The organism is Streptomyces sp. NBC_01426, from assembly GCF_036231985.1.
Taxonomy (GTDB): domain Bacteria; phylum Actinomycetota; class Actinomycetes; order Streptomycetales; family Streptomycetaceae; genus Streptomyces.
The window spans coordinates 7299429-7324576 of the sequence record NZ_CP109500.1 but is presented as its reverse complement, the minus strand read 5'-3'; the positions used below and the strand labels follow the sequence as shown (position 1 = coordinate 7324576).

Sequence of the window (25148 nt, the reverse complement as noted above, 5' to 3'; positions counted from 1 at the left end):
AGAACCCACCACCCTTTCACTAAGGAAGTAGTGAAAGGGTGCGCGTGGACAGCCGGGCTGTCAAGAGCGGGCGCCGTACCGGCGTGCCGCCCCTCCGGCCGTCGGGGACCGTCGGCTCAGCCGCGCCGCAACGTCACATTCGCTGTGACGTCACGACTGCGACGTCACGTGGTCGATCACCGTCTTGAACTCCTCGGTGGGTGAGAAGTCCACGTACTCCACGTCCTCCATCGCTTCCGGGGCGTGCCCCGGTGCCCAGTAGAAGGCCTCCCCGGCGATGTAGTCCCGTGTGCCGTCCTTCGTGTGCATCCGGAGCGTGCCTTTGAGCAGGTAGCCCCAGTGGGGGCACTGGCAAAGGTCGTCCGGCAGCCCCTTGAGCGCCGGAGCCATCTCCATCCCCTTGGAGAGGCGCATGAAGGCGACGGAGAAGCCACCGCCGATCTCCTTCAGGCGCAGCTCCACGCCGTCGCCCGCGATGGCCACGGGGGCCTGGTCGCGCGTGGTCGCCGTCATGGTTCCTCCACGACTGTCGGTCCCGCCGTCCCGAGACTCCCCGCCCGCACTCCCAGTCTCCTCCGACCTCGCCCGGCCTGCGCGGTGTGCGGCGGCCCACGCGCGGCGCGCGGCGGTCCCTGCGCGGTGCGCGGCGGGTCCCCGCGCGGTGGGTCTCTGCGCGGTGGGTCCCTGCGCGGTGGGTCCCTGCGCGGTGCGCGGCGGTCACGGTCCGGGCGGGTGGCCACTCCCCTGGAATCGTGGCGACATCTGCTGTTTGTCCTGGATTCCGCCGTTGTGACTTCCTCATGATGAGGGCGGGCCCGGGCACGTCCGGTCCTGCCCCTCCGCCGGAAGGTTCCACCATGACGCGTGTCCGCCGCCGAACCGCGCTCCTGCTCGCCGCGCTGTCCCTGTGCACCCTGCCGCTGGTCCAGTCCGCGCCGCGCGCCGAGGCCGCCGAACCCCCACAATGCGCCGCCGGCGCGCTCCCCGTTCGCCCCGGTTCCCCGAATGGAACGGCGCAGGGGCAGCTCGTCGCCCTCCAGCCGGACGCAGGCCCCCGCGCCGGCGGTACACAGGTCACCCTTGTCGGCGCCAACCTCACTCCCTACACCCGGGTGCTTTTCGGCACCATGACGCCCCACGGATGCTTCACCGGCCGAGAGGCCGCGGACGTGGTGGTGCTCAGCGACACGACCATCGTCGCCACCGCCCCCGAGTGGCCCGCGGCAGCGACCGTCTCCGTCTACGCGGCCACCCCCTGCGGGCAGCTCACCAATTCGCTCTCCTTCACCTACCTCGACTGACGTCTCCGTGTGGGGTGCGCCCGACGACCGCCATCCCGGACAGGTCGGGCTCACGAATGACCGGGGCGCACCACGTGAGAGCACCTCGCACGCCGTCGACGTATCCGGTCCGGCCCGCACGGGTGGCCGCGCTGACCCGCTATCTGGTGCCCAACTCCCACTTCTCCGGCGCCCGCGCTGCCACCTTGCGCGCCGCGGCCGACCTGTACGGCGCGAACAGCACCCCGGCCAAGACCGTGGCCGCGGCATGGCCGGCGGTCGGGGTGGACGGCAGCGACCCGGTACCCCCGGCGCCTCGGGCCCCGTCGTCGAGGTGGGTCAACAACCGAAGCAACACGGTCGGTTCGGAGGTCCTGGCGGGTTGCGGGCACCTGATCCGCAGCGTCAGCGGGTCGTCTTCACCGCCACGGGGCTGCCGCCGGGGCTGCCCCTGGATCCGGCCACCGGCGTGGTCACAGGCCGGCCCGCCCAGCCGGGCAGTTTCGAGGTCACGTTCACCGCATCCGACTGCGACGGCAACGCCTCGACACGTCAGGCGGGTTGGGAGGTCGGCCCCCGCCGAGGTGCGTCCGATCGTGAGCGGTCCCCACGTTCGCCGACGCTGCTTCGGGGGGACCGCCCTGGGCACGGCGTGCCAGAGCGCGCGTGCGTCCGGGGGCGGTGCCACGTCGTCCGTCCTGTCAGAGGCCGCGCCTAGGCTGTCCGCACGGATCGATCAAGGAGCAGCGCAGTGCGGATGGAGCTTCATCAGGTGGGCGAGACCGTTGTTTCGGCGGCGCGCGAGAACTTCGCCGAACGGATCGGGGGGCAGGTCCGGTCCATGTCGAGGGCCGGCCGGATGGCCACCTACGAATGGCAGTCGATCGCCGAGGAGTTCCACGACTACCTGGGTGCCCTCTCCGTCGAGACGCCGGACCTCGATACCCCGGAGGCTCAGGCCGCGCTCAAGGACGCGGCCGAGGCGGCCGCCGGCGCCGTGTCCTACGCGGCGTACCACCCGCACTGCACGTTCCAGGTCTTCCTCGACTACGTGAACTTCGGCATGAGCTACGACCCGGGTGACGGGGACGATGCCGAGGCGAGCGTCACCCCCGGCGAGTGGATCGACGCGTTCTGCCTCGCGCTCCTGAGGGACAAGGCGCAGTGGCACGGTGAGGCCTTCCACTTCGCCCGCGAGAAGTTCGCGGAGCAGGCGCAGGGAAGCCCTGCCGGGGAACTCGTCACGGGATTCATGGCCCAGGTCCTCGACGACACGGGAAACGATGACGACCACCCGCCGAGCGCGCAGGCGAAGCTCGCCGCCATCGACGCCGCGCTGTCGCGTGTCGGCAGCCGGTCCCTGGAGACCGGCGCGAGCCTCCTCGACCGGCCGGACAGTGTGGCGCTGCGGACCCTGCGCGCGGTGGCCGCCGAGGATCGGGAGGGGTTCGACGCCGGATTGGCCGCCCTTCTGCTCGCGCACAGCTCCATGAACAGCCCCGCTGCCTCGCCGAGCAGTCTCCTGCCGCTCCTGCCGCTCGGTCTGGCCGCGCTCGCGTACCGGACCCGCGGTTGGATGCCGGCGCTCCACACCGACTACCTGCCGCACGCCCTGGTCACGAACTTCGAGGCGCGCGGCCCGAGAGTGGGGGGCTTGGGTCGGGGCCGGCGGCCGGACGCGGTCGCCTCGCTCGCGGCGGGCCCGCTGGTGGTGGCGCGGCCGCCCGGCGGACAGCCTCGGAGCCCGGAGATCGAGGCCCGATGGGAGCAGAACGCCCGGGAGGCCCTGACCCCGGAGGAGGGTAAGCCCCTCCCCGCGTCCCGGCTCGACCATGCCCTGCACTACCAGGAACTCCTCTCCAAGTGGCGCGCGGGCCATGCGGCCGACGTCACGGACGCCCAACTCGCGAACCTCCGGCTGGCCTCGCAGCTCGGGGCGGCCTTGTTCCGCATCGCCCTGGCGGAGCCGGGTACCGAGATCGAGGTGACCGTCGACAACCGCAAGCTGCGCTCCCCGGCCGCGCGGGGCGAGGCCGCGGGCTCCGCCAACTGGAATAAGGCCGTCGCCTTCGCCCTGATCACGGGCGTACGCGAGGATCTCGCCCCCGTGGTCCTGGCCGGCCCTGCGATCGCCGGGAAGGACGGCTCGGCCTTCGCTTCGTACCGGGAGGCCCTCCACGCCTACCTGACGGGGATCGATCCCGAGTCGGCGGCGGAGCGGGCGCTGCGCGGGGCCGAGCAGGCCAAGGAGTGGGGCTTCTTCCCGCCGCCCGCCGTACTGTTGTCGCAGCTGGTGGAGGGCGACGAGGAAAGTTTCAACCTGGCCCTGGCGGATGCCCTCGAAGCCCACCGCGACCACTACCAGGTCGCGGACCGCGCCGACACCATCGACGCGGCGATCGACCTCGACGTGCTGGCCTTGGCCTGTCACGCCCGACGCCGCGGCTGGGAGATCCGCGTCGAGTCCCCCTACCTCCCCCGGCGCCTCCTCGGGGCCGCTCGCCCCCTTGCGGAGCGTGTGGAGGACGTGACCCCGACGCTCTGAGCCGTGCGCGCGAACAATGAGCACGACTTGGTGGCGTCCGCAGAGCAAGTCGGGAAGGCTGGGACACATGGTTTCGGTGGTACAGAACGTGGCGATCGACTGTGCGGATGCCCATGAGTTGGCCCGCTTCTGGAGCAGTGTGACGGGCCGTCCGATGGATCCGGATGCCAGACCCGGTGACCGGGAGACTCGGGTTCTTCTGGCGGAGGGCCCGGTGTTGTACTTCAACCAGGTGCCGGAGGCCAAGACGGTCAAGAACCGGATCCATCTGTGCCTGCGCCCTGAGACCTCACGTGATCAGGAGGTGGATCGACTGCTGGCCCTCGGTGCCGCCTTCGTCGCCGATCACCGGAATCCCGATGGCTCGGGCTGGGCGGTCCTCGCCGATCCCGAAGGCAACGAGTTCTGCGTTCTGCGCAGTGAGGCCGACCGGGCCGCCATGAAATCCTGACACTGACACTGACACCAGGCCGGCTCGGCAACCGATCAGCGGTTGCCTGCCGGTGATGGTGGTGGATCCGCATGGCCGGCATGGTCACCCAAGTGCGTCGGGGCGACCGCGGCCGAGTCGTCACACGGGAGACACCCACGCATGAGTACACCAGCAGTGCCGACCGGACCGGCGCGCGACGGCTCATCCGTACGGATCGGGGCTCTCGTTCCGCTGACTCGGCCGGGCTGGGTCGAGGCCGGTCAACAGCTGCTCGCCGGAATGGAGTTGGCCGTTGGTGAGGTCAATGAAGCCGGCGGGATCGACGGCAGACCGCTCGCGTTGGTGGTCCGGGACACCGCGGCCGATCCCCAGAGGGCCGCGGCGGCCGTGGACGAGCTGGCCCGGCTGGGCGTCGCTGCCGTGGCGGGGGAATACCACAGCGTCGTCGCCCGCGCCGCCGCTGCCAGGGCCGATGCCCTCGGCGTGCCGTTCCTCTGTTCGTCGGCGGTTCTCGACGCGCTCACCGAACGGCCGACGGAGTGGGTCGCGCGCCTCGCCCCGGCGCAGTCGCACGGATGGCAGGTCTACGCCGGCTTCCTCCTCCGCGCGGGCCACCGTCGCATCGCCGTGGCAACCCAGTCGAGTGTCTACTGGGCATCCGGGGCCCGCATCCTGCGCGAGCACCTCGCACCAGGCGGCGGCACAGTCGTCGAACTCGACACGCACGCGCTCACCCCAGAGGCCTTGTGCGACGGGCTCGTCGACCAGCGGGCGACAGCCCTCCTTCTCCTCGTCGGCCACCCGGAACCGGCAGTTTCGATCGTCAAGGCCGTACGCCACGACCAGCGCCTGGCCGAGATGCTGATCGGTGCTCCGGCCGGGCAACCGGAGTTCGCCGAGTGGGCGAGGCTGCTGGGCGCCGAAGGCGCCGCGATCCCCTTCTTGCGCTACCTTCCCGAACGTCTCGGCCGACTCGGTGTCCGCGTGGAGACGGACCTCCGCGCGCGTCTGGCAGGAGCACCGTCCTTCGTCGCCTTCGAGGGCTACGACACGATCATCGTCCTCGCGGATGTCCTGCGTTCCCACGGCACGGACCGGGCGCGCATCGCCGGTTCCTGGCCGAGTGTTGCGGTCGAAGGCACCCGCGGGCAGATCCGGTTTGCCCGCGTGCCGGGCATCGGCGTGCGGCAATGGGCTTGGCCGCCGGTCCAAGTCGTCGATCGGGATCCGAAGGACCCGGATCGCTTCCGGATCCTTCACACGGGCTGAGACAGGGCCCCGGTCCGGCGATCCGGATCCGGTCGCACACGCTCGACGACGCGGCGGCGCGGGCCGCCCCTTCAGGGACGGCGCGCATGCCGTGTGTTCCGCACCGGCTTCACATCGAGGATGCGGCCGGCCCTCGGCGTCGGTTGCGGATGCCGACCACCGCGGCGAACGGCAGGGCGATGAGGAGGGGCAGGAGCAGCGCGTCCAGGGCCCCCACGATGACGCCGATCGCCGCGAACGGCAGGCTCGCCAGGAGAACCGCGGGGGCCGTACGCAGCCGGGCGAAGACCTGTCGGCCGACCAGCAGCAGCCCCGCCACGGTGGGCAGGAGGGCGGGCAGCGTGTTCAGCGGGTACGACAACGGCCACAGTGTGGGCGCCGTGGTCAGTACCGCCGTCCCCGCCAGCGCGGCGACGACCCCAGCCTTCGAGAGGCGCGGGCGCAGCATCGGACGCAGGTCCGGTGGGCAGAGCACGGCAACCAGAGCCGTGAGGAGTGCCGGCCCGCTGAAGAACATCGCGAACTCAAGCCCCAGACCCGGTCGGAGGATCTGGAGCGCGGTACTGGCGGTGAGGCCGGCCAGTGCGGTCCAGGTCCCCAACGCCCAGCGACCCGTCAGGGCGAGTACCACGCCCACGAGCGCCGCCGCGCCCCCCGCACCCGTCAGGACGACGGAGCCGATGTCGCCCGTCCGGTCGGCGATGCGAAGGGCGGAGAGCGTCAGCCTGGTCAGGAACATCGTGTACACGCCGACGGCGATGACGGCGAACGGCGCCACGGCCGCGAGGAGTCGTCCGGTACGCCCCGCCGATCCGAGCCCGAGCCTCATGCGCAGGGCGTGCCCGGCGATGTCGGCGGCCTCGCGCATCCGCGTCGTCCTGCTCGCGCCGTCGGTGGCCTCGCGGTGGGCATCGGCTATCTCGTCACCGAACTCCCGGCGGTAGGAGGCCGGGTAGAGCCTCAACAGTGCGTTCATGCCGTGACCGCTTTGCCGAGGCCGCCGAGGTTCAGGCGCCGGGTCGCCTCCTGGGCGGTACGCGCGATGCGGGCAGCCTCTGCGGCAAGCACCTCGCGGCCGCGCGAGGCCAGCGTGTAGCTGCGCCGCCTGCGGCCCTCCACGACCTCGTCCTCGTGGACGGCGATGAGTTCCTGTTCGAGGAGCCGCTCAAGGGCCCCGTACAACGTTCCGGTACGCATCTTCGTTCGGCCTTCCGAGATCTTCTCGACCTCTTGGGCGATCGCGTATCCGTGCCGGGGGGCATCGGCGATCGCCGTGAGGATGAGCAGGGTCGGCTCGCGCAGAGGTTGATCGTTCACAGGGGTCACGATAGCTCGCCATCCGACATATGTCGATGCCCGACCTATGCTGCCGGCGCGTCCCCGCCGCACCCCGGGCCCGGTCACGGACGTGAGGCGGATGCGCGGGCCGACGGGCGGGGTGCGTCGTGGGTGCCGACCGCCCGGGGACGGAACCGGTCAGAACAGGGCCTCCTGCCCCGGGACGGTGTCGGGCTCGGGCTGGTGCTGCCTGTCGAGCAGTGTGAGCAGTTCGGAGGCCGGGGCGCGAACGCCCCGACCGCCGTCCCGGCCACCCGACATGGACGTCCTTGAACCTGCCGGAGGCCGGACCGCAGGACGTGCCTCGTGCGGCAGGCCGCTGCCGCTGCCTGTGCGATCGGCGGCGGTCTGGTCGATCGTGGCTTCACCGGGTGATGCGTGGGAGTTCGACATGGCTGAACCCTGCCCGCCCGTGGGTCATCTGATGCGACCGCCGGGCGCGGGCGGGCGCGTCGCGGGTGTCACGCGTGGGCTCGCGGCCGATGCCTTTGCAGCGCCTGGGGCCCTGGCCGGGGCGGGCGCCACGGTCAGAGCGGATCGATGGACACCTGGCCGGTGGAGGCCGCGCAGACGTCCCAACGGTCCCCGGTACGGCGCAGGTCCAGCACCACCGCGATCGGGTCGCCGTCGCCCGAGGTGAGTTCCGCATTGACCGAGGCATCGTCGGCGCTCGCGGTGGAGGACACGATGTGGTGCTCGAACGTCGTCGCGAGGGAGTGCAGGACGGCCGCAGGATCCCCCGCGCCGTCGGGGCAGCGGCTTTGCGGACCAGCGGCCGGGGCGGGGCCTCCGCTTCCCACCGCGTCCAGGTACTCGTCCACCGCCCGGTGCAACGGGCTGGACCCCACGACACCGGTCCCCGTGAACACCACCGCCATGACGATCCCGGCCACGAGCAGGGGCAACCCTGCCGCGAGTGCCACCAACAGCACTCCTCTCCTTCGGCCTTCCCCCACGACGCCCCCGCCCTCCCGCCGGCGACCGGGGCTGGGGCCCCGGCCCGGCACAACTCCGTTGTACACAAAGGACGCAGCACGTCCGGCAGCCGTTCCCGGATCGGCGCCGGGTGGGTTCGCGGGTTGGCCGGCTGCTTGGTGAGTTGGTCGGCGTAGACCGCCGACCGGTCGCGCACCCGGATCGGGCCTGGTGGTCATGTGGGTTACCGTGGGCCCCGGTTGAGTCTCCCGTGGGGGGAGACATCAAGCTGGGGGCATGGACAGCGACACGCTCTTCTCCATCGGAGAGCTATCCCGCCGGACCGGCCTGACGGTGAAGACCATCCGGTTCTACTCCGACCAGGGCATCGTCCCGCCGACCCGTCGGAGCCCGGCGGGCTACCGGCTCTACGGTCTCGACGCACTCGCACGCCTGGAGCTGACCCGCACGCTGCGCGATCTCGGGCTCGACCTGACGACCGTGCGCAAGATCCTGAACCGGGAGATATCCATGGCCGAGGTCACGGAAGCGCACGCCGACGCGTTGGACGTGCAGATCCGAACTCTGCGCATCCGCCGGGCAGTTCTCCGCGCAGTCGCCCGACGCGTTCCCACCACCATGGAGATGCACCTCATGCACCGAATACACCGACTCGCCACGCTCTCCCAGGCCCAACAACGGCGACGGGTATCCGACTTCATCGACGACACCTTCGAAGGACTCGACACCAATCCCGAGTTCGTGACCCTGATGCGATCCGCCATGCCCGAGCTGCCTGACGATCCCACACCCGAACAGGTCGAGGCCTGGGTGGAACTCGCCGGACTCTGCGAGGACGCGGACTTCCGTCACACGCTGCGCCGCACGGCTGAGGAGCAGGCCCGAGAGCCGTCCGGGCAGGACATCCATGCTCTGCACGCCGCCCTGAACCAGGCGATGGGTGAGCGAATCGACGAGGCCGTGTCTGCAGGCCTCCTGCCGACCTCCGCCAGAGGCAAGCCCCTTGCCGACTCACTGGGCAGCCTCTACGCGCACGCATTCTCGCGGGGCGACGAAAGCGATCTGCGCCGCTGGCTCGTGGCCCGCCTGCAGACAACCGCCGACCCGCACGCCGAGCGATACTGGCAGCTGCTTGCGACGATCAACGGGTGGCCGGCATCACCGACACTGGCTCCCGTGTACTCCTGGTTCATCACCGCCTTCTCCAAGGGCGAGGCCGAGAGCATGAAGGGCTGATGCGATGAAGACGCGCGATCTCGCGTTCGGCTTGTACGCGGACGAGCAGGGGCTGGCGTGGGTCAGCGGGCTTATCGCGGATGCCGTGGGTTCCCGGAGCGCACGGATCACCGGTGAGTCCGTCACCGATTCCTTTGCCGGGAGCGAGCTGTCGACCGCCGACGTGTACGACTTCCTGGCGGAGCAGTGGGCCGTGGAACATCCCGCTCAGGACAGCGCATCCCGTCAACTGATCGAACTGCGCGTCCACTTGGTGTGTTCCCTGCGGACCTGGCGGGCGATCCGCAAGGCAGTGATCGACGGTCTGTGTCCGGAGGGATCGGCTCCCCACACCTGCCGTGTTCCGTGGATGGCATCCTGAGGGACCCCGGGCCCCGGCCACTACCGCCACTCGATCTCCCCACCGCCCGGAATTCGAGGCCGGCGGCCCTGCGGAATCGACGCTTCGGACGCGGACGTCCCGCCTCCCTCCCAGGTCCGCAACCAGATCTCCGTACGCACCTGTTGGCCTCCCCCCGCCGCCTGCCCACTCCCCATCCCGGCCATGGCAGGGGCGAGGCGGGGGGTGGTGGCGTGCGGCCGAGGAGGCGGTGGTCAGAAGGCGAACAGACCGATCAGGAACGCCACCAACGCGCCGGCGGTGAAGAACGATCCCAGGATGGTGAACACGAAGTTGACCGCGGCCCCGTCCCAGCCTTGGATCTCGAACCGGCGAGGACGGTCCGGGTCATAGCGGACCGTGACATCGGCCCCCACGCGGAAGGGGCTCGCGATGGAACTGCGGCCGAAACTGGATGCGTGCTCGCACGCCCGGCCGTCCGCAGTGGTCCAAGCCGCGACCGGGTGGTAGAACGTGGTGCCTTCATCGCTTCGCGACCGGTTGTGGCGGACGATCCGCCCCTGGGCGGTGACGCCGATACGGCGCAGCACACGGGCGCGGCGAAACCCGTACACGCCGTAACCGAGGAAACCCACGCCGACCGTGAGGGGGATGAGCAAGAAGAGCCATTCGCGTCGCATGTGAGGTGTGACGCGCGCGCGGGAGCGCCGGTTGCGCACGCGGGAGGCCGATGACCATGCGGGCTGAATGACGAACGCCGCCCTCCCGTGGCGTGATGCGAGTCCCTAGTCCGGGGGCTCGACCGTGGCGTCCTCCGTGGGGCCGCCGCTCTTGGGCACGTCTGCGGGGCGTTCGGTTTCCGGTTCTCCCGTCTTCTTCTCGGGCCGCGTGCCGTCGGCGCCCTCCAGATCGGGAGCCCGGGGCCCGGTCGGGGGCAGGTTGGGGGTCAGGCTCTCCTTCCCGTGTTCCGGGACGGGAGCGGGCAGTTCGGGTTCCTGGCCGTTGCGTTGCTTCATGGCGTGCGCCTACCCAGGGGACCGCTTCTGACGCGGTGCGTTTCCGCCCATCAGGCACTTCCACGTGTCCGAGAGGCCGAGATCTCCAAACCGACGCACACGGTCACACGCGGCGCCCCACACGCCACGCAGAGCGACAGCCGGTGCCTGGGGTGTGGCCCACGGGCACATCGGCCTGCCGGCGCAGCCAACCGGATGACGTGTCTCGTCCCGAGGAACGGGAAGCACGGCCGGAGAGGCCTGCCTGGCTACGGTGGCTCCGGCCGACCGCTGCGACCTGCCCCTGGAGATGCTCCGTGCCCGTACCCCTCGGCGAGGACGTGGTGGCGCTGCTGCGCCGCCCCAGCACCTGCTACATCGCCACGACGATGCCCGACGGCTCGCCCCAGCTCACGCAGACGTGGGTGGACACCGATGGCGAGCACGTCCTGATCAACAGCGTCGAGTCGCATCAGAAGACCCGGAACATCGCACGTGACCCGCGGGTGGCCGTCGCGGTCGCCGACCCCGCGCAGCCCGCCTCCTACGTCCAGATCCGCGGCCGGGTGGTGAGCGTGACCACCGAGGGCGCGGTCGAGCACATCGAGGCGCTCGCGCAGAAGTACCTCGGCGGCCCCTACCCGTGGTACGGCGGAGCCGACCAGGTCCGCGTGATCTACGTGATCCGGCCCGACCGCATCAGCTCCCCCACCGCCTGACTCCGGGCAGGCGTCTTCCGCGGAGCCGGTGGGGTTCGTGGGTGGTGGGAGAATGGCATGACCAGGACGCTGTTTCTGGCGTCCTTCCCCCATCAGGACAGCAGGTCAGGTCATGGCCAAGCAACCGAAGCCGTCCCAGCCCACGCACGGCGAGGGACCCAGCCGTTTCGAGGGAACCAAGCAGCACGGCTGGTCACCGGATGTGGACGAGACCAAGCAGCAGGACAATCCGAGCGCTCATCGCTCCTTCCACCCGGACGAGTACGCACCCGCCAAGGGGCCCGGTCGAACCGTTGCGAAGGAAGAGGCCGGCAACCCGCACGGCAAGCCCTCCGAGAGTCGGGGCCGCCGGGGCGAGGAGCAGAAGAAGGGTGCGGGCGAGAAGGGGATGCACGACCGTGGCCCGCAGGGCCGCTCGCAGCGACCCAGCGGGACCAAGGACGCCTCCGCCACCACGGGTGTCGATCCCCAGGACCCGCCCGGCACACGCAGCGCCGGATAGCGGCAGGCTCGCGCTGGACGTTCCCGAAGGCGGTCTCCCGGGGCGACTGCTTCCCCCCTCCTCGGATCGGCAAGGTCGGAGAGTCTCATGACTGGCATCGAGTACGGGTCCGGCGACGGCAAGCGGCGGGCACCGCGGCTGCAGAACCACGGCGGCACCGTGGATGATCACGGGCGCGAGCCAGGTTCCCCGTCTAGAACGGGAACGGGATCGTCGTCCCCGCCGGCCGACCCCGAGAGAGCGCGCCGCGCCAATAGGAGCAAGGCGCGGGTCGAGGCCGAGGAGGACGCTCGGTAGCGGTGCCTTCCGGGCCCACGCGAGGGTGCGCCGCGCGCACGGACGACACCGCCCCGCCCGAGACCAGAGACCAGAGGCCCGGCGCCCGAGGTTCGTGACGGCGAGGTCAGCCCATGGTCGGCTGTTGTCCCTCCAGTTGGCGAGAGCCCAGGGCCGCCAGGTCGTCGGCGAAGCCGCCGCGGGCGCGGCCGCGGACGCGTGCCGAGGTGAGGACCGGGCAGGCCGCCGTGGTGAGGACGCGGTGCCCGGCGCGGTTCAGGGCGTCGACCAGGGCGTGGTCCTCTCCGACGCGGAGCGGTGGGAAGCCGCCGACGGAGAGGTACGCCTGCGCGGTGACACCGAGGTTGGCTCCGTGCACGTGGGGGTGGTACCACTCCCCGTGGGGCGGTCGGGTCGCCTCGTACCGGGTCCGGAGGCGGTCGGCCAGGGGCGACGTGTGCGGGAGCATCACCGTGCCCACGACCGCCTCCCAGCCCTCGCGGGCGCGGGCGAGCTGATGGGCCAGCCAGTCCGGGGGCACTTCGCTGTCGGCGTCGGTGGTGGCGATCCACGCGCGTGGCGCCGGCAGATCGAGTTCCCGCAGGGCTCGGCTGATACCGACGGCGCGCGCCCGGCCCGGATTGCGGAAGTTGCCGGTGACGACGGTGGCGCCGGTTTCGCGTGCGAGGAACGCGGTGTCGTCGCGGCAGTGGTCCGCGACGACCACGGTGAGCACCCTCAGTCGGCGAAGGGCCGGGTGCAGGGTGGCGGTGCGGACCGCTTCGAGCGCGGCAGGCAGGAGGGCCTCCTCGTCATGGGCGGGGATCACGACGGCCACGGCTTCGAGCGTCGCGGCCTCGGCGGCCACGGCTGGGTGGGTCGCGGGCTCGATGTTCACACCAGGCCCTCGTGCTCGGCGGGGGTCGCCGGTCGGCTGCCGTCGGGGAGGAGGCGGTGGTGGATCTGGAGGACGAAGTCGTCTTCGCGGTGGTCGGCCAACAGGCGCAGGCCGGGGGTTTCGGCCAGGCTTCGGGCGATGTCGCTCCCGGTGGAGAGGTGCTCGGGGACGGGGTGGTTCCAGTGGACGGTCACCAGGGTTCCGCCGGGTTCCAGCGCCGCGAGGGCGTGGTCGAGCAGTGTCCGTACCGTCGGCGCGTCCAGGTAGTAGAGCAGTTCGGACAGCACGACCAGGTCGAAGGTGCCGTCGGGCCACTGGGCGGGGACGGTCATCTGCCGGATGTCCACGTGCGGGTGAGCGCTGGTGCGCCGCCGGGCCGTCTCGACGGCCGAGGCCACCCGGTCACAGGCGAGGACCGCGTCGCAGCGGGCCGCCAGGCGGCGGGTCAGTTCCCCGACGGAGCAGGCGGGTTCGAAGGCCCTGCGGTAGCGCCGCTGCGGCAGGGCGGCGACGGTCAGGTCGTACTTGCGGTGCTCGTACCAGCGTTCGGCGAGGTGCCAGGGGTCCTCGGTGTGTCGGTACATGTCGTCGAAGTACGACGCCGGGGTGGGCTGATCGGTCACGTGAAGAACACCTCGATGTCGCGCAGGTGGTGGGCGAGTTCCTCGGGCGGGAGGACGGCCGCGTCGGCCGGGTCCGGTCCCAGGGGTGCGATCTGGCTGACGAACCGCTGAACGGCTCGTCGCTTGAGTGCCGCTGCCGCGGGAGGGAGACGGACCGCGGCGGCTGCCGTCCAGGGCACGCGGGGGTCACCCGGTCGGGCCCAGTGCCACATCCAGACCGGGTACGTCCAACAGGGCACGGACGTGGCACGGGACGCCTTCAGCGCGGCTCGTCCGGCGGCCTCGTGGTCACCGTGCACGTCGTCCGTCCACGGTGCCAGGCACAGTCGCGCGCCTTCGAGGAGCGGCTCCAGTGCGGCGGCGACCTCTTCCTCGTGGAACGCCAGTCGGGTGTCCGCCACTCCGAGGCGGACCACTCGGGCGTCCGGTACGCCCAGGGATGCGAGTGCCCGGCGCAGTTCTTCGGCCCGGATCGCCGCCAGTTGGTCCGGCGTGACGCGGGTGCTGCCGGGGTGGGAGCCCTCGCCGTCGGTGACCGTGACGACGGTGAGGGCGACACCGGCCCGTGCGAGGAGGGCGATGGTGCCGCCGGCTCCCAACACCTCGTCGTCGGGGTGGGCCGCCACGACGACGACCCGGCCCCGCTCGGGCAGGACCGCCTCGGGCAGGTCGGCGAGGCCGTTCCAGTCGCGCCATTCCCGTTCCGGAGTACCGGGGGCCTGGATCGGGTCGGCGGGCTGCGGCGGCTCGGGTGGCGTGTGCGTCACTGCTGTCCCGCCCGGGCGACGAGGCTGCCCAGCTCCGCCAGGTTGCGTTCGCCGTGGTGTTGGCGGATGTAGACGGCGAGGTCCGTGGCGTGTCGTGTGTGGGACGGGTCGTGGCACAGCGGTTCGGCGCCGGTGGCCCGGCCGACGTGGGTCAGGACGTCGGCGCAGACCGATTCGACGAAGGCGCGTACGCGCAGGCTCCGCTGCCGGGCCGTACCCTCGGTGTCCGCGGGGTCGCGGTCGATCTCGGCCGCCGCCTGGGCCAGGACGGCCCCGGCGGCGTGCAGGCGCATGTCGACGGCTCCCAGGTGGGCGTCCGTGAGCGGGTCCGGGCCGCGCCGGGCCGCCGTACGAGTGAGGACGTCCGCGACGGCTCGGGCGCCTCCGTACCAGCAGGCCGCGACCCCGATGCCGCCGTGCTGGAAGCCGGGCCGGTCCACGTAGGCCTCCACGCCGCCGACCGGGACCGCGGGCACGTCCTCGAACGCGACGTCGGTGCTGTCGCTGGCCGCCATGCCCAGTGCCTGCCACGTACCCTCCACCGGCCGGCACCCGCCGCGTCGCGCGCCTTGCCCCTCCCCCGTCGCTCCGGTGGTGACGGCGAAGAGGCGGCGGCCGTCCTCCGCCGTGGCCGTGACCAGGGCGTGTGTGCAGCTGTGTGCTCCTGAGCAGTAGCGCTTGAGCCCGTTCACCACCCAGCCGTGGTCGCCCAGGGATGCGGTGAGCCCCTGTCCTCGGGGTTCGGCGGCCCACACGCCCCAGCGCTCCTGCGGCCCCACGGCGGGTCCCCCGAGTTCCGCGAGGATCGCCATCGCGTCGGCGTGTCCCTCCACCAGGCGGGCCAGTGAAAGATCCCGTTCCGCCACCGAGGCCAGCGACCGGAACCGGTCGGCCGTCCGGCCCGCTCCCGGCAGCGGAAGGTCCAGCTCGCCCGCCGCGATGTCGGCGACGCAGGCCACGAAGTCCGCCGCGCTCTCCCTGCGCACCTCCTCCATCCAGGCCTCCCGGCCCGGGCCCTGGGAGGCTCGCGTGCTCGAACGGGCTCCGTATGCGGTGCCTTGCATCTGCGGTGCTCCTTACCCAAAGACGTCGGGCTCCGGGCAGGTCGCCCACGGTGCGGCCCGTCACACGCCTTGCTGCGGATACCCGGGGTCCTTCGCACGATGCGCGTCGCGACCGGGGGGTGGGACGAAGCCGGCCCGGGACGCGTGACGACGTCTTCCATCTTGAGCAGCGGGCGAGCGGCACGCATCACGGCGCGACCGTCACGAACCCCGTACGGCCCCGGCCCACGAGCCAGGGAGGAAGCCGGCGGGTCCCCTTGAGCGGATACGGCGTCCCTTGCGCGATACGGCGTACGGACGTACCGGCGTGCGGGCGGACGGGCGTATCCGAGATGCCGGAATCCGGTGGAGGGGAAAGGGTTGCACGGGGACCCGGGACCCGCCGGCACCTGCGTCCGGCACGTGAGGCAAGAGGAGACACCACCACATGGCTCAGAAGAAGACCACGAAGGCCGCCGCGAAGAAGCCCGTGGCGGCCAAGGGCGCGTCCGGCAAGCAGGCACGGGGCGGCGGCATCCCGGGGAAGCCGGCGCCCCGGCCGCCGTCGGCCACCGAGCCGACCAGGCCGCGTGAACCCCTGCCTCCGAAACCGGACCAGGACGGCCCGGAGCCGCTCAGCCCCACGGGGCAGCCCACCGGCGCACCCCAGGCCGTGGTGGCGCAGGGCGGCGCCTATCTGACGACCGCGCAGGGAACCCGGCTGTACGACAGCGACCACTCCCTGAAGGCGGGCGCGCGGGGTCCGGTCCTGTTGCAGGACCACCACCTGCGGGAGAAGATCACCCATTTCGACCACGAGCGGATCCCCGAGCGGGTGGTGCACGCCCGGGGCGCGGCGGCGCACGGCGTCTTCCAGGGCTACGGCACCGCGTCGAAGGTCACCAAGGCGGCGTTCCTGGCCAAGGGCGTCGAGACGCCGGTGTTCGTGCGGTTCTCGACCGTCCTCGGTTCGCGGGGGTCGGCCGACACGGTGCGGGACACGCGTGGTTTCGCGACGAAGTTCTACACCGGCGAGGGCACCTTCGATCTGGTGGGCAACAACATCCCGGTCTTCTTCATCCAGGACTCCATCAAGTTCCCCGACGTCATCCATGCCGGGAAGCCGCATCCCGACCGGGAGATCCCGCAGGCGCAGAGCGCGCACGACACCTTCTGGGACTTCGTGTCCCTGCACACCGAGGCGACGCACCACACCATCTGGAACATGTCCGACCGGGCCATCCCGCGGTCGTTCCGGATGATGGAGGGCTTCGGCGTCCACACGTTCCGCCTGGTCGACGCCAAGGGTGGCACGACCTTGGTGAAGTTCCACTGGAAGCCGAAGCTGGGCGTCCACTCCCTGGTCTGGGAGGAAGCACAGATCACCAACGGGATGGATCCGGACTTCCACCGCCGGGACCTGGCCGACGCGATCGAGGCGGGCGCGTTCCCCCAGTGGGAGCTCGGCATCCAGGCCTTCCCCGACACCCCGGACCAGACCTTCGAGGGGATCGACCTCCTCGACCCCACCAAGATCGTGCCGGAGGAACTCGCTCCCGTGCAGCCCGTCGGGTTGATGACGTTGAACGCCAACCCGACCAACTACTTCGCCGAGACCGAGCAGGTCGCCTTCCACCCCGGCCACCTGGTTCCCGGGATCGACGTCACCGACGACCCGCTGCTCGCCGGCCGGCTCTTCTCCTACCTCGACACACAGATCAGCCGGCTCGGCGGACCGAACTTCGGGCAGATCCCGATCAACCGGCCGCACGCCCCCGTCAACGACATGCTCCGCGACGGCATGCACCAGACCGCCGTCCACGCGGGCGTCGCCCCGTACCGGCCCAACAGCCTCGACGGGGGCTGCCCCTTCCTCGCGGGCGGCGACACGGGCGCCTTCATCGAAACGCCCGTCACGATCCCCGGGGCGAGCAAGGTCCGGGAGGCACCCGCCTCGTTCGCCGACCACTTCAGCCAGCCGCGGCTGTTCTGGCTGAGCATGACGCCGGTGGAGCGCGAGCACATCATCGCCGCCTACACCTTCGAGCTGAACAAGTGTCACGAGCTGGTCATCAAGGAACGCGTCCTGGGTGTCCTGGCCAACATCGACCCGCAGCTCTGCGAAGAGGTCGCCACCGGGCTCGGACTCCCCGCGCCGGCCGCCACCGCGCCGCCGGCCGATCCCGACCCGAGCCCGGCCCTGTCGCAGCTCGGGCGGGAGTGGCCGCTCGACGGACGGGTCATCGGCATCGTCGCGGACTCCGGCAGCGACCTCGCGGGGGTGAGGACCGTACGGGATGCCGTCCTGTCCGCCGGGATGGTGCCCCTCGTGATCGCCCCCACCGGCGGCGCCCTGGGCGCGAAGAAGAACCCGGTCACGGTGCAGCGCACGTTCGCCGCCGCCCGCTCCGTCGAGTTCGACGCCCTGCTGTTCGCGGGAGTGCCCGAGGCGGCCGCCGACGCCCACGGCGCCCGGGACGCCAAGGCCGGCAGTCCTCGCCCGGGGAGCCCCGACCCCCGGGTCCTGATGCTGCTGACCGAGGCGTACCGGCACGGCAAGGCCATCGGCGGATGGAAGGGCGCCTCCGGGGTCCTCGATGCCGTCGGGATCGGGGCGGACGAGCCGGGCATTGCCTTCCACGGCACCCCGTCGGCCGCGCTGAAGCAGCTCAAACGGGCCATGGCGCAGCACCGGGCGTGGGACAGGTTCCCTGTCGCCGACTGACCCGCCCCTACTCCGTGCCGTCCCGGGCCTCGGGCCCGGCGGCCAGGAGCATGCGCGTACCGGTCCGTACGGCGTCCCAGTCGGTGCCCGGCTCGCGATCCCGCGCACGCGGCAGCCAGGTCGCCCGGTCCCGCTGCTCACGGCGCAACTGCTCCACGTCCACCTCTCCTCGAACCCCGGGCGGCGGTCCAGACTTCTCCAGTTCGCTGAGGCGTTCGTGCATGGCGGCCAGCAGCGACCGGTCCAGTTCGGCCACCGCCCCGAGGAACTCGCTCGTCGGCACGGTCGCCCGACCCGCCTGCGGACTCGCGAACTCGATCACGCCCTCCGGGTCCGCCCGGTGCTCCCAGGCGATGGTCACGGTGTCCTCGTCACCGACGACGGTGCGCCAGAGGCGGATGGCCGGGGCGACGCGCAGGTAGTCGGTGTACAGGTGGCCCGCACCGTGCCAGGTCAGTGCGGCGTCGGCCTCCGGGGTGTCGATCCACGTCCAGCTTGGCGAGATGTCGGCCGCGACCTCCACCAGGTCGTGGGGCACCGGTTCCATCGCCCCCGACACGAGCGCGATCACGTCCTCCCACAGGCGGACGACGTAGTGGTCGACGTAGGGGTGCGCTCGGTCGCCGTCGTGGTCACGGTCGCCGTCGCCGTCGTTCCGGAGTTCCCGGAGCGTGCGCTCGGAGTAGCGCAGCACCTCGTGGCCGTCGATGTCGAGGCAGTACCAGCCTGCGGTCAGCCCGAACCAGTGCAGTACGCGCCCGGCACCCCACGGCTTGACCTCCTCCAACGGGGTCAGTCCGAAGCGGAAGCGAATCGCGGAGTCGGTGTGGATCACCGGCCCAGTGTCCCAGTTCCGTTCCTCGGTGGGGCAGTGGGTCAGTGGATCTGGTGGACGGTCTGGCTGTTGAGTTCGTAGCGGGCCCCGATCACGGCCAGTTCACCCGAGGCGACTTTCGCCGCGAGGGTGGGCTCGGCGGCGACGCGGGAGCGGACCAGCCGCACGTTCGCCGTGATGGTCGCGTCCACGCGCGCCGCTCCCCGCAGGCCTCGGTCGATCGCCGGCCGGATGTGGTCGACCAGGTACTGCATGTGGCCGGCGAGGCTCTCGCCGGCCTCCGCCGCGTGGATGGCGGCGGTGACGGCCCCGCACGACTGGTGTCCCAGCACGACGACGAGCGGAATGGCCAGCTCCAGAACCCCGTAGGTGATGCTGGCGAGGACCGCCTCGTCGAGGACGGAGCCGGCGGAACGGACGGTCAGCAGGTCACCGAGGCCCTGATCGAAGACCAGCTCCGGAGGCACTCGGGAGTCGACGCAGCCCAGGACCACGGCGAAGGGGTGCTGCCCGGCGACCAGCGTTTGCCGCACGGCCCGCGTCCGGTCGGGATGGCTCTCATGGAGCGTGCGCCAGCGGAGATTGCCCGCCATGAGTTCCAGCAGCGCCGATCGCGGGGTCGTGGGCCGTGTACGTGCCGCGCCGGCCTGGGCGGGGGTCGAGTCCGTGGCGGAATCGGCGACAGCCCCCACGGCTCCGGCCGCCACGGCCGCCGCTCCCGTCAATGCCGCACGGACGACCTTGCGTCTGCCCGGGCTTCCGTTCGACTCCTCGGTTCCCGCCACACCAGCCATATCGGAGAACGGTAGGAGCAGCGCGGCCTGTGCGCGGGCGCGGCACGAGGACCGGACCGCTCTTGAAGAAGACTTGATCAACCGACGGGCCCCTACTCGCTCAGGGGGCCTCCCGGTAGCCTGGCCGCATGTCCCGAGAACTGCCCCCGGGTGGCGTCGAGATCACCGAAGCCGAGGCGGGTGCCCGGTGGGCGAGGGCGTGGACTCCGGCCGAGGTGACGGCCCGTCTGGAAGGCGTCCCGGTCCCCTGGTACGTGGCAGGGGGCTGGGCGATCGACCTGTTCGCGGGCGAGCAGACCCGTGAGCACGGTGACCTCGAAATCGCGGTCCCGGCGGCCCGGTTCCCCGAGATCCGGGCCCGATTCCCCGAGTACGCCTTCGATGTCGTGGCGTCGAACCGCATCTGGGAGCTCACGCCGGAGGTTTCGGCACTCACGCATCAGACCTGGCTGCGCGACCCGTCGACGGGCGACTACCGGGTGGACGTGTTCCGCGAGCCGCACGAGGGCCCGACCTGGATCTGCCGGCGCGACCCGTCGATCCGGTTGCCGTACACGAGCGTGATCCGCCGTACCCCGGACGGCATCCCCTACCTCGCGCCGGAGCTGGTACTCCTGTTCAAGGCCAAGGCGGTAGGACCCAAGGACCAGCAGGACTTCGCCGGCGCGCTTCCCCTGCTCGACGGCTCCGCGCGGCGCACCCTGGCCACGCACCTCGACCGTGTCCATCCGGGGCACGACTGGCTGGTGGACCTCGGGCCGGGCGGTCGGCCGGAGGCCCCGTAGCGCAACGGGCGCACCCGCTATCGGTCGACCTCCTCCCGAGGGGGGCGGGGCAGAGGCGGGCGCTCCCCCCGGCACCTCACCGTCGGCGCGAAGGCGTGGTCAGGCGGGCTGCCACAGTTCGATCCGATTGCCCTCGGGGTCGGTGACCCAGCCGAACCGGCCGACCCCTTCCATGTCCTGCGACTCTTCGGCCACGTCCGCTCCCTTGGCGCGCAGTTGCGCGAGCATCGCGTCCAGGTCGCGGACCCGGAAGTTGAGCATGCTCTGCTGGGTGCGGGCACCGAAGTACTCGGTCTCGGACTCGAACGTCGCGCACACCGTCGGCCCGGCTTCCTGCTGCCACAGGCCGTTCGCGTCGGCGGCCAGACCCAGGTAATCGCGGTACCACGAGCTCAGGGCCGCCGGGTCTGCGGCCCGCAGGAAGTATCCACCGATTCCAAGCACTCGTTCCATGCCGCCATCCTGCCAGGACCCGCCCGGCCGGGCAGGCAGGGATCGGCACCGCGCCGCTGCCCCCTGCCCCCTGCCGAGGCACGGGCCGGTGTCGCCTGCGGCCCGCGCCCCCGACCCGATCCGCCGAGCGGGTCCTGAACGATGTGGCCGTTACGTTGCCGCGGGCGCGGGGGCGGCGTCCGCCTCGGCTCCGGCCGCGTCCCGCGGCGTCAGTCGTTCCGGACGGGCGGCGGGGATCAGGGCGGCGACGGCCGCGGAGACCAGGGCGAGGCCGCCGCCCAGCAACAGTCCGGTACGGAACCCGTTCTCGGAGGTGAACGTGTGACCGCCGACCGTGGTGGTCATCTGCGCCAGGACGACTCCGACGACGGCGGCGCCGACGGAGGTGCCCAGGGAGCGCATGAGGGTGTTGAAGCCGTTGGCGGCGCCGGTCTCGGCGAGGGGCACCGCGCCCATGATCAGGGCGGGCATCGCGCCGTAGGCGAGGGCGACACCACTGTTCATGATCATCGCGGCGCACATCAGGCCGGGCGCCGTACCGGACAGCAGCAGTGCGGCGCCGTAGCCCGCGGCCAGGACGAGCGCTCCGCAGACGAGCGTGACCTTCGGGCCGCGGGCGTTGGTGAGCCGGCCGCCGAGGGGCGAGACGACCATCATCATCAGGCCGCCGGGGAGCATCCACAGGCCGGCGGCCAGCATGGACTGACCCAGGCCGTAGCCGGTCGCCTCGGGGAACTGGAGCAGCTGCGGGACGACGAGCATGCTCGCGTACATGCCGAAGCCGATGAAGACCGACGCGAGGTTGGTCAACAGGACACGCGGCCGGATGGTGGTGCGCAGGTCCACCAGCGGGTCGGTGGCCCGCCACTCGAACCAGCCCCAGGCGGCCAGGACGACGACGGCGGTGGCGATCAGGCCGAGGGTGGTGGGCGAGCCCCAGCCCCAGTCGGAGCCCTTGGACACGGCGAGCAGCAGGCACACCAGGCCCACGGCCAGGCCCAACGCACCGACGTAGTCGAAGCGCTGACCCTTGGCGCCGGCGGGCACGTCCGGTACGAAGGCCACGATCATCACGGAGACGGCGGCGGCGAGTGCGGCGGCGCCCCAGAAGAGGAAACGCCAGTCGGCGTACTGCGCGACGGCGGCGGAGACGGGGAGCCCGATGCCGCCGCCGATGCCCATGGAGGCGCTCACCAGGGCGATGGAGGAGCTGAGCTTCTCGGCGGGGACGACGTCGCGCAGCAGGGCGATGCCCAGGGGGATCATGCCCATGCCGACGCCTTGCAGGCCGCGGCCGACGATCATCGGGATGACGCTGCTCGACAGCGCGCACACCACGGATCCGGCGATCAGCGGTATCGAGCACGCCAGGAGCATGCGGCGCTTGCCGATCATGTCGCCCAGGCGTCCGCTGATGGGGACGCACACGCCCGCGACGAGGAGCGTGGCGGTGACGACCCAGGCGGCGTTGGAGTGGGAGGTGTGGAGGATCGTCGACATGTCGGCCAGCAGGGGGGTGACCAGGGTCTGCATGACGGCAGCGGTGACCCCCGCGAGTGCGAGCGTCGCGATCACCTTGCCGGCGCGGGGAGCCGTGGACGGCTGTGGCATGGAGGTTCCTCGGGAGCGTAGGGCGGATGCCCGACCGGGCAGGCGTCGGGACGATGCGTGGGGGAGGGGGGTGGAGCGTGGGCGCGGTGCGGACGGGGCCGCGGTGCGGGGACGTGGCGTGGCGTGGCGCGCCCGACAGGCGGGGGCGGGTGAGGTGAGGGCGTATCCGGTCGGTCGGCGGCACGCGCACCGTAATCAGTAGCCAACTATCACTTCATGGCGCCGGGGGTGTCAACTCGAACTGATCGTCGACTATCGGTTGTATCCTGGGGACGTGCCGACCGAATCCCCCAAGCCCCTGCGCGCCGACGCGGTGCGCAACGTCGAGAAGATCGTCAGGGCGGCGCGCGACGTCTACGCGGAGCAGGGGCCCGACGCCGGGCTCGATGAGATCGCCCGGCGGGCCGGCGTCGGCATCGCGACGCTCTTCCGTCGGTTCCCGGACAAGGCGGCCCTCCTGCGTGCGGTGCTGGAACAGCAGTTCACCCACGAGGTCCTCCCCGCCATCGAGCGCGGGCTCGACGACGAGGACCCGCGCCGAGGCCTGAGTGTCGTCATCGAGGCAGCCCTGACCTCGGCGGCCGACGAGCACCACGTGCTCACCGCGGCGCGCAACGCCGGCATCTTCACCGCGGAGACGAGCGCCCGCTTCTTCGACGCGCTCGACCCGCTGGTGGTGCGGGGTCAGCAGGCCGGGGTGATCCGGGAGGACCTCGTACCCGACGACCTGAAGCGGATCATGGGCATGCTCGTCAGCGTGCTGTGGACCATGGACCCGGCCGAGGGGGGCTGGCGGCGCTACGTGACCCTGGTCCTCGACGGCCTGACCCCCGCCGCCGCCAGCCCCCTGCCCAACCCGGCCCCTCCGCTGCTCCGGAGGCAGCCGAACCAGGGACGCCCCAGGCCGGCCTGTCCGGCGGATCCGATACCGCCGGACAGGCTCGACCCAGAGCATGAGTCGGGCCCTGGGCCGGGCCCTGGGCCGGGAGGACTCAGCGCTTGAGCGTGAGCGTGAAGTCGCCCGAGAGCTTGCCGCTCAGACGGACCGTCGACACGAGGTTCCCCCCGGCGTGCAACCTCTCGACCTCGGCTCGCGAAAGGCCGAAGCCTTCGGCGATCAGTCGCACGGGCCGCACCGGGATCCGCGCCTCGAAGCGGACCGCGACCTCGATCGCCTCACCCTCCGGCGGAAGCGACCGAACCGGGCGATCCGACCGGTCCGGAAGATCAGGCTGATCCGACCCGTCCAGCCGGTCCGGCGCGCCGGCGTCGAGGCGCCAGGCGTTGTCCCAGTCGAGGGCGATGTGGTTGCGTCGCCGCACGACCGGGTCTTGGAGCAGTTCGGCCGCCAGGCCGGGATCGTTGTCGTGCATCAGGTTCAACAACTCGGCTTGTACGGAACGCACCTTCACGCGCTCCAGGACAGCGATCCTCGTGGTGTCCCCGCATGCGGTGCACAGGGCGAGGAGCCAGACGTCGAGGAGCTTGTGGTTCGCGTTGACTCGGAATTTGCCGTTCGCCCGGAAGCGCCCGGAGGCACACCTGTGGCAACGGCGGAGGACTATCGGCAGGCAGGTGGGCACGACCACCCAGGTTTCGGACACAGATGTACACCAGTTCCAGTGAGAAGACCGCAGCGAAAAGGAGCACGGCGCACAGGTGCGACGCGCGACGGTTCAGCGCTCGGGGGGTCTCACTTGGTGTACAACGGCACGTCCTTGCCGGGGCGACTGTGGGCGCGAGTACGGTAACGGCCCACGGGAGCCCGGTTCCACTGGATTTCGGCCGGGCGGCGGCCTCGCCCCCTCACAGTGGGCGTCCGTCCCTCGGGGGCCGTCGCGTCGGAGCCTGAACAGCGCTCCGCGTCCGGTCCATCCCGCACAGAAGGCCACGTACCCGCGCAGCGGTGTCATCCCACTGCGCGGGTACGTGGCGTCGGCCCCTCGCCCCTGAGCCCCCCACCTCGCTACTCCCCCGCCGCCGCCCGGGCCCCCCGAGACCGTCGACGCCAGAAGCTCACTCCGAGAGCGTGGGTGTGACCCGGCGGGTGGCGGAGCGGAGCGCGAAGGCCATCACCACTTCGAACACGCCGAGCAGGACGAGCCACAAGCCCAGCAGCCGGGTCAGTGCGACGGCGGAGTCCACGGGGAAGCAGAGCACGACGATGCCGGCGACGGAGCCGAGGACGCCCAGGCCGAAGAGCAGACCTCGATGCACGAGGGCGCGGTCGGCGATCGCGACGTAGGCCGTGAGCACGCCGGTGAGCAGCCAGAAGACTCCGACGATCAGGGACAGCGCACCGATCGTCTGCATGGGGTGCCGCAACACCAGTACGCCGGCCAGGAACGCCAGCATGGCGATGAGGACGGCCGCCAGCCTGCTGCCACCCCGGTCGCTGCTGTGCGAGAAGGCCGTGACGAAACGGAAGCCGCCCGCGACCAGGAGCTGCAGGCCGATGATCACGGCCAGGATGTGCAGCGTCTCGTCGGGCCAGACCAGCACCAGGATGCCTGGGATCAGCGTCGCCAGTGCGAAGCCGAGTGCCCAGCGCCACGAGCTTCCCAGCTGCTTGAGGACGTCTTCGGGGTCACTGTGCGTGTCATACGGTGCCGCGTTGGGGGTCATCTTGCCTCCTGGGACGGCCGAACGGCCCCGCGGGACACCTCGAAGCCGTCGGACATGCCTCGCATACCCTTATGTCAACTTTAATCCCGTATCACCCGGTCCGCTGTCCAGCCGAGCGCC

General features: G+C 71.5%; 29 protein-coding genes and 1 pseudogene. 13 read left to right on the top strand and 17 right to left on the bottom strand.

The features are described from left to right. Nucleotides 1-150 precede the first annotated feature (150 nt). The gene (locus OG906_RS32825; RefSeq protein WP_329447663.1) at nt 151-513 is read right to left on the bottom strand and encodes a hypothetical protein; all 363 of its coding nucleotides are present in this window, start codon (nt 511-513) and stop codon (nt 151-153) included. Between the two features lie 344 nt (nt 514-857). On the opposite strand from OG906_RS32825, the gene OG906_RS32820 reads away from it, so the two are divergent. From OG906_RS32820 to OG906_RS32800, 6 genes and pseudogenes are all read left to right on the top strand, one after another. Next, nucleotides 858-1301, top strand: a complete 444-nt coding sequence (locus tag OG906_RS32820) for an IPT/TIG domain-containing protein (RefSeq protein WP_329447662.1) — start codon at nt 858-860, stop codon at nt 1299-1301. 56 nt (nt 1302-1357) lie between these two features. Continuing rightward, nucleotides 1358-1555, top strand: a pseudogene (locus OG906_RS32815) (M4 family metallopeptidase); the annotation flags it as partial. Then, nucleotides 1549-1998, top strand: a complete 450-nt coding sequence (locus OG906_RS43675) for an Ig domain-containing protein (protein WP_443067432.1) — start codon at nt 1549-1551, stop codon at nt 1996-1998. The pseudogene OG906_RS32815 and the gene OG906_RS43675, both read left to right, overlap by 7 nt. 39 nt (nt 1999-2037) lie before the next feature. Then, nucleotides 2038-3825, top strand: coding sequence for an immunity 49 family protein (locus tag OG906_RS32810; protein ID WP_329447661.1), 1788 nt, complete (start codon nt 2038-2040; stop codon nt 3823-3825). Nucleotides 3826-3892: 67 nt separating this feature from the next. Further along, nucleotides 3893-4276: a VOC family protein gene (locus tag OG906_RS32805; RefSeq protein ID WP_329447660.1), complete on the top strand. Its 384-nt coding sequence runs from the start codon at nt 3893-3895 to the stop codon at nt 4274-4276. Between the two features lie 141 nt (nt 4277-4417). Beyond that, entirely contained in the window at nt 4418-5527 is a 1110-nt protein-coding gene (locus OG906_RS32800) for an ABC transporter substrate-binding protein (RefSeq protein WP_329447659.1), read from the top strand. A 109-nt stretch (nt 5528-5636) separates the two neighbouring features. On the opposite strand, the gene OG906_RS32795 is transcribed toward OG906_RS32800, so the two are convergent. The 4 genes from OG906_RS32795 to OG906_RS32780 form a co-directional block, all read right to left on the bottom strand. Beyond that, entirely contained in the window at nt 5637-6503 is an 867-nt protein-coding gene (locus OG906_RS32795) for a hypothetical protein (RefSeq protein WP_329447658.1), read from the bottom strand. Further along, entirely contained in the window at nt 6500-6844 is a 345-nt protein-coding gene (locus OG906_RS32790; protein WP_329447657.1) for a PadR family transcriptional regulator, read from the bottom strand. The genes OG906_RS32795 and OG906_RS32790 overlap by 4 nt, the downstream gene beginning before the upstream one ends. A gap of 159 nt (nt 6845-7003) precedes the next feature. After that, the gene (locus OG906_RS32785) at nt 7004-7126 is read right to left on the bottom strand and encodes a hypothetical protein (RefSeq protein WP_329447656.1); all 123 of its coding nucleotides are present in this window, start codon (nt 7124-7126) and stop codon (nt 7004-7006) included. A gap of 266 nt (nt 7127-7392) precedes the next feature. Then, nucleotides 7393-7788 carry a hypothetical protein gene (locus OG906_RS32780; RefSeq protein ID WP_329447655.1) on the bottom strand — a complete coding sequence of 132 codons (396 nt, stop codon included), beginning with the start codon at nt 7786-7788 and terminating at the stop codon, nt 7393-7395. 289 nt (nt 7789-8077) lie between these two features. Here OG906_RS32780 and OG906_RS32775 point away from each other — a divergent pair, with 289 nt between their 5' ends. Both OG906_RS32775 and OG906_RS32770 read left to right on the top strand, forming a co-directional pair. Next, a complete protein-coding gene (locus tag OG906_RS32775; RefSeq protein WP_329447654.1) occupies nt 8078-9037 on the top strand; it encodes a helix-turn-helix domain-containing protein in 960 nt (319 codons plus the stop codon). A gap of 4 nt (nt 9038-9041) precedes the next feature. After that, a complete protein-coding gene (locus tag OG906_RS32770) occupies nt 9042-9398 on the top strand; it encodes a hypothetical protein (RefSeq protein ID WP_329447653.1) in 357 nt (118 codons plus the stop codon). A gap of 233 nt (nt 9399-9631) precedes the next feature. On the opposite strand, the gene OG906_RS32765 is transcribed toward OG906_RS32770, so the two are convergent. After that, the gene (locus tag OG906_RS32765) at nt 9632-10057 is read right to left on the bottom strand and encodes a DUF3592 domain-containing protein (protein ID WP_329447652.1); all 426 of its coding nucleotides are present in this window, start codon (nt 10055-10057) and stop codon (nt 9632-9634) included. A gap of 105 nt (nt 10058-10162) precedes the next feature. After that, nucleotides 10163-10393: a hypothetical protein gene (locus tag OG906_RS32760; RefSeq protein ID WP_329447651.1), complete on the bottom strand. Its 231-nt coding sequence runs from the start codon at nt 10391-10393 to the stop codon at nt 10163-10165. Nucleotides 10394-10689: 296 nt separating this feature from the next. Between OG906_RS32760 and OG906_RS32755 the strand changes: the two genes are divergently transcribed. Together OG906_RS32755 and OG906_RS32750 are read left to right on the top strand one after the other, a co-directional pair. Continuing rightward, nucleotides 10690-11091, top strand: coding sequence for a PPOX class F420-dependent oxidoreductase (locus OG906_RS32755; RefSeq protein ID WP_267804071.1), 402 nt, complete (start codon nt 10690-10692; stop codon nt 11089-11091). 112 nt (nt 11092-11203) lie between these two features. After that, nucleotides 11204-11593: a hypothetical protein gene (locus OG906_RS32750; protein ID WP_329447650.1), complete on the top strand. Its 390-nt coding sequence runs from the start codon at nt 11204-11206 to the stop codon at nt 11591-11593. A gap of 403 nt (nt 11594-11996) precedes the next feature. On the opposite strand, the gene OG906_RS32745 is transcribed toward OG906_RS32750, so the two are convergent. Genes OG906_RS32745 through OG906_RS32730 form a run of 4 tightly spaced genes read right to left on the bottom strand, consistent with a single transcriptional unit; the run spans nt 11997 to nt 15152 of the window. Continuing rightward, complete coding sequence (locus OG906_RS32745; RefSeq protein ID WP_329447649.1) at nt 11997-12767, bottom strand: glycosyltransferase; 771 nt, start codon at nt 12765-12767, stop codon at nt 11997-11999. Next, entirely contained in the window at nt 12764-13351 is a 588-nt protein-coding gene (locus tag OG906_RS32740) for a class I SAM-dependent methyltransferase (protein ID WP_329448193.1), read from the bottom strand. The genes OG906_RS32745 and OG906_RS32740 overlap by 4 nt, the downstream gene beginning before the upstream one ends. 35 nt (nt 13352-13386) lie before the next feature. Continuing rightward, nucleotides 13387-14157, bottom strand: a complete 771-nt coding sequence (locus OG906_RS32735; protein ID WP_329447648.1) for a PIG-L deacetylase family protein — start codon at nt 14155-14157, stop codon at nt 13387-13389. Then, nucleotides 14154-15152, bottom strand: coding sequence for an acyl-CoA dehydrogenase (locus OG906_RS32730; protein ID WP_329448192.1), 999 nt, complete (start codon nt 15150-15152; stop codon nt 14154-14156). The genes OG906_RS32735 and OG906_RS32730 overlap by 4 nt, the downstream gene beginning before the upstream one ends. A gap of 496 nt (nt 15153-15648) precedes the next feature. Between OG906_RS32730 and OG906_RS32725 the strand changes: the two genes are divergently transcribed. Beyond that, the gene (locus OG906_RS32725; RefSeq protein ID WP_329447647.1) at nt 15649-17925 is read left to right on the top strand and encodes a catalase; all 2277 of its coding nucleotides are present in this window, start codon (nt 15649-15651) and stop codon (nt 17923-17925) included. 7 nt (nt 17926-17932) lie between these two features. Here the strand turns inward: OG906_RS32725 and OG906_RS32720 are convergent, their stop codons facing one another. Both OG906_RS32720 and OG906_RS32715 read right to left on the bottom strand, forming a co-directional pair. Next, nucleotides 17933-18760 carry a DUF5984 family protein gene (locus OG906_RS32720; protein WP_329447646.1) on the bottom strand — a complete coding sequence of 276 codons (828 nt, stop codon included), beginning with the start codon at nt 18758-18760 and terminating at the stop codon, nt 17933-17935. 41 nt (nt 18761-18801) lie between these two features. After that, the gene (locus tag OG906_RS32715; protein ID WP_329447645.1) at nt 18802-19554 is read right to left on the bottom strand and encodes a carbonic anhydrase; all 753 of its coding nucleotides are present in this window, start codon (nt 19552-19554) and stop codon (nt 18802-18804) included. 128 nt (nt 19555-19682) lie between these two features. Here OG906_RS32715 and OG906_RS32710 point away from each other — a divergent pair, with 128 nt between their 5' ends. Then, complete coding sequence (locus OG906_RS32710; RefSeq protein WP_329447644.1) at nt 19683-20339, top strand: nucleotidyltransferase domain-containing protein; 657 nt, start codon at nt 19683-19685, stop codon at nt 20337-20339. A 99-nt stretch (nt 20340-20438) separates the two neighbouring features. Here the strand turns inward: OG906_RS32710 and OG906_RS32705 are convergent, their stop codons facing one another. Beyond that, on the bottom strand, nt 20439-20792 hold the full coding sequence (locus OG906_RS32705) for a VOC family protein (protein WP_329447643.1): 354 nt from the start codon (nt 20790-20792) through the stop codon (nt 20439-20441). Between the two features lie 150 nt (nt 20793-20942). Next, the gene (locus tag OG906_RS32700; protein WP_329447642.1) at nt 20943-22403 is read right to left on the bottom strand and encodes an MFS transporter; all 1461 of its coding nucleotides are present in this window, start codon (nt 22401-22403) and stop codon (nt 20943-20945) included. Between the two features lie 274 nt (nt 22404-22677). Between OG906_RS32700 and OG906_RS32695 the strand changes: the two genes are divergently transcribed. Next, nucleotides 22678-23406 carry a TetR/AcrR family transcriptional regulator gene (locus OG906_RS32695; RefSeq protein WP_329447641.1) on the top strand — a complete coding sequence of 243 codons (729 nt, stop codon included), beginning with the start codon at nt 22678-22680 and terminating at the stop codon, nt 23404-23406. Here the strand turns inward: OG906_RS32695 and OG906_RS32690 are convergent. Next, the gene (locus tag OG906_RS32690; RefSeq protein ID WP_329447640.1) at nt 23396-24007 is read right to left on the bottom strand and encodes a DUF1062 domain-containing protein; all 612 of its coding nucleotides are present in this window, start codon (nt 24005-24007) and stop codon (nt 23396-23398) included. The two genes, OG906_RS32695 and OG906_RS32690, sit on opposite strands and share 11 nt — an antisense overlap. A 412-nt stretch (nt 24008-24419) precedes the next feature. After that, nucleotides 24420-25028: an HdeD family acid-resistance protein gene (locus OG906_RS32685; protein WP_267802536.1), complete on the bottom strand. Its 609-nt coding sequence runs from the start codon at nt 25026-25028 to the stop codon at nt 24420-24422. Between the last annotated feature and the right edge of the window lie 120 nt (nt 25029-25148).

What these genes read in the sequence shown, in the direction of transcription:
- OG906_RS32820 (WP_329447662.1), top strand. Translation starts at nt 858, where the DNA reads ATGACGCGTGTCCGCCGCCGAACCGCGCTCCTGCTCGCCGCGCTGTCC.
- OG906_RS32710 (WP_329447644.1), top strand. Translation starts at nt 19,683, where the DNA reads ATGTCCCGAGAACTGCCCCCGGGTGGCGTCGAGATCACCGAAGCCGAG.
- OG906_RS32730 (WP_329448192.1), bottom strand. Translation starts at nt 15,152, where the DNA reads ATGGAGGAGGTGCGCAGGGAGAGCGCGGCGGACTTCGTGGCCTGCGTC.
- OG906_RS32685 (WP_267802536.1), bottom strand. Translation starts at nt 25,028, where the DNA reads ATGACCCCCAACGCGGCACCGTATGACACGCACAGTGACCCCGAAGAC.
- OG906_RS32760 (WP_329447651.1), bottom strand. Translation starts at nt 10,393, where the DNA reads ATGAAGCAACGCAACGGCCAGGAACCCGAACTGCCCGCTCCCGTCCCG.
- OG906_RS32770 (WP_329447653.1), top strand. Translation starts at nt 9,042, where the DNA reads ATGAAGACGCGCGATCTCGCGTTCGGCTTGTACGCGGACGAGCAGGGG.
- OG906_RS32750 (WP_329447650.1), top strand. Translation starts at nt 11,204, where the DNA reads ATGGCCAAGCAACCGAAGCCGTCCCAGCCCACGCACGGCGAGGGACCC.
- OG906_RS32765 (WP_329447652.1), bottom strand. Translation starts at nt 10,057, where the DNA reads ATGCGACGCGAATGGCTCTTCTTGCTCATCCCCCTCACGGTCGGCGTG.
- OG906_RS32775 (WP_329447654.1), top strand. Translation starts at nt 8,078, where the DNA reads ATGGACAGCGACACGCTCTTCTCCATCGGAGAGCTATCCCGCCGGACC.
- OG906_RS43675 (WP_443067432.1), top strand. Translation starts at nt 1,549, where the DNA reads ATGGCCGGCGGTCGGGGTGGACGGCAGCGACCCGGTACCCCCGGCGCC.
- OG906_RS32800 (WP_329447659.1), top strand. Translation starts at nt 4,418, where the DNA reads ATGAGTACACCAGCAGTGCCGACCGGACCGGCGCGCGACGGCTCATCC.
- OG906_RS32785 (WP_329447656.1), bottom strand. Translation starts at nt 7,126, where the DNA reads ATGTCGGGTGGCCGGGACGGCGGTCGGGGCGTTCGCGCCCCGGCCTCC.
- OG906_RS32715 (WP_329447645.1), bottom strand. Translation starts at nt 19,554, where the DNA reads ATGGCTGGTGTGGCGGGAACCGAGGAGTCGAACGGAAGCCCGGGCAGA.
- OG906_RS32795 (WP_329447658.1), bottom strand. Translation starts at nt 6,503, where the DNA reads ATGAACGCACTGTTGAGGCTCTACCCGGCCTCCTACCGCCGGGAGTTC.
- OG906_RS32825 (WP_329447663.1), bottom strand. Translation starts at nt 513, where the DNA reads ATGACGGCGACCACGCGCGACCAGGCCCCCGTGGCCATCGCGGGCGAC.
- OG906_RS32725 (WP_329447647.1), top strand. Translation starts at nt 15,649, where the DNA reads ATGGCTCAGAAGAAGACCACGAAGGCCGCCGCGAAGAAGCCCGTGGCG.
- OG906_RS32700 (WP_329447642.1), bottom strand. Translation starts at nt 22,403, where the DNA reads ATGCCACAGCCGTCCACGGCTCCCCGCGCCGGCAAGGTGATCGCGACG.
- OG906_RS32705 (WP_329447643.1), bottom strand. Translation starts at nt 20,792, where the DNA reads ATGGAACGAGTGCTTGGAATCGGTGGATACTTCCTGCGGGCCGCAGAC.
- OG906_RS32810 (WP_329447661.1), top strand. Translation starts at nt 2,038, where the DNA reads ATGGAGCTTCATCAGGTGGGCGAGACCGTTGTTTCGGCGGCGCGCGAG.
- OG906_RS32740 (WP_329448193.1), bottom strand. Translation starts at nt 13,351, where the DNA reads ATGTACCGACACACCGAGGACCCCTGGCACCTCGCCGAACGCTGGTAC.
- OG906_RS32805 (WP_329447660.1), top strand. Translation starts at nt 3,893, where the DNA reads ATGGTTTCGGTGGTACAGAACGTGGCGATCGACTGTGCGGATGCCCAT.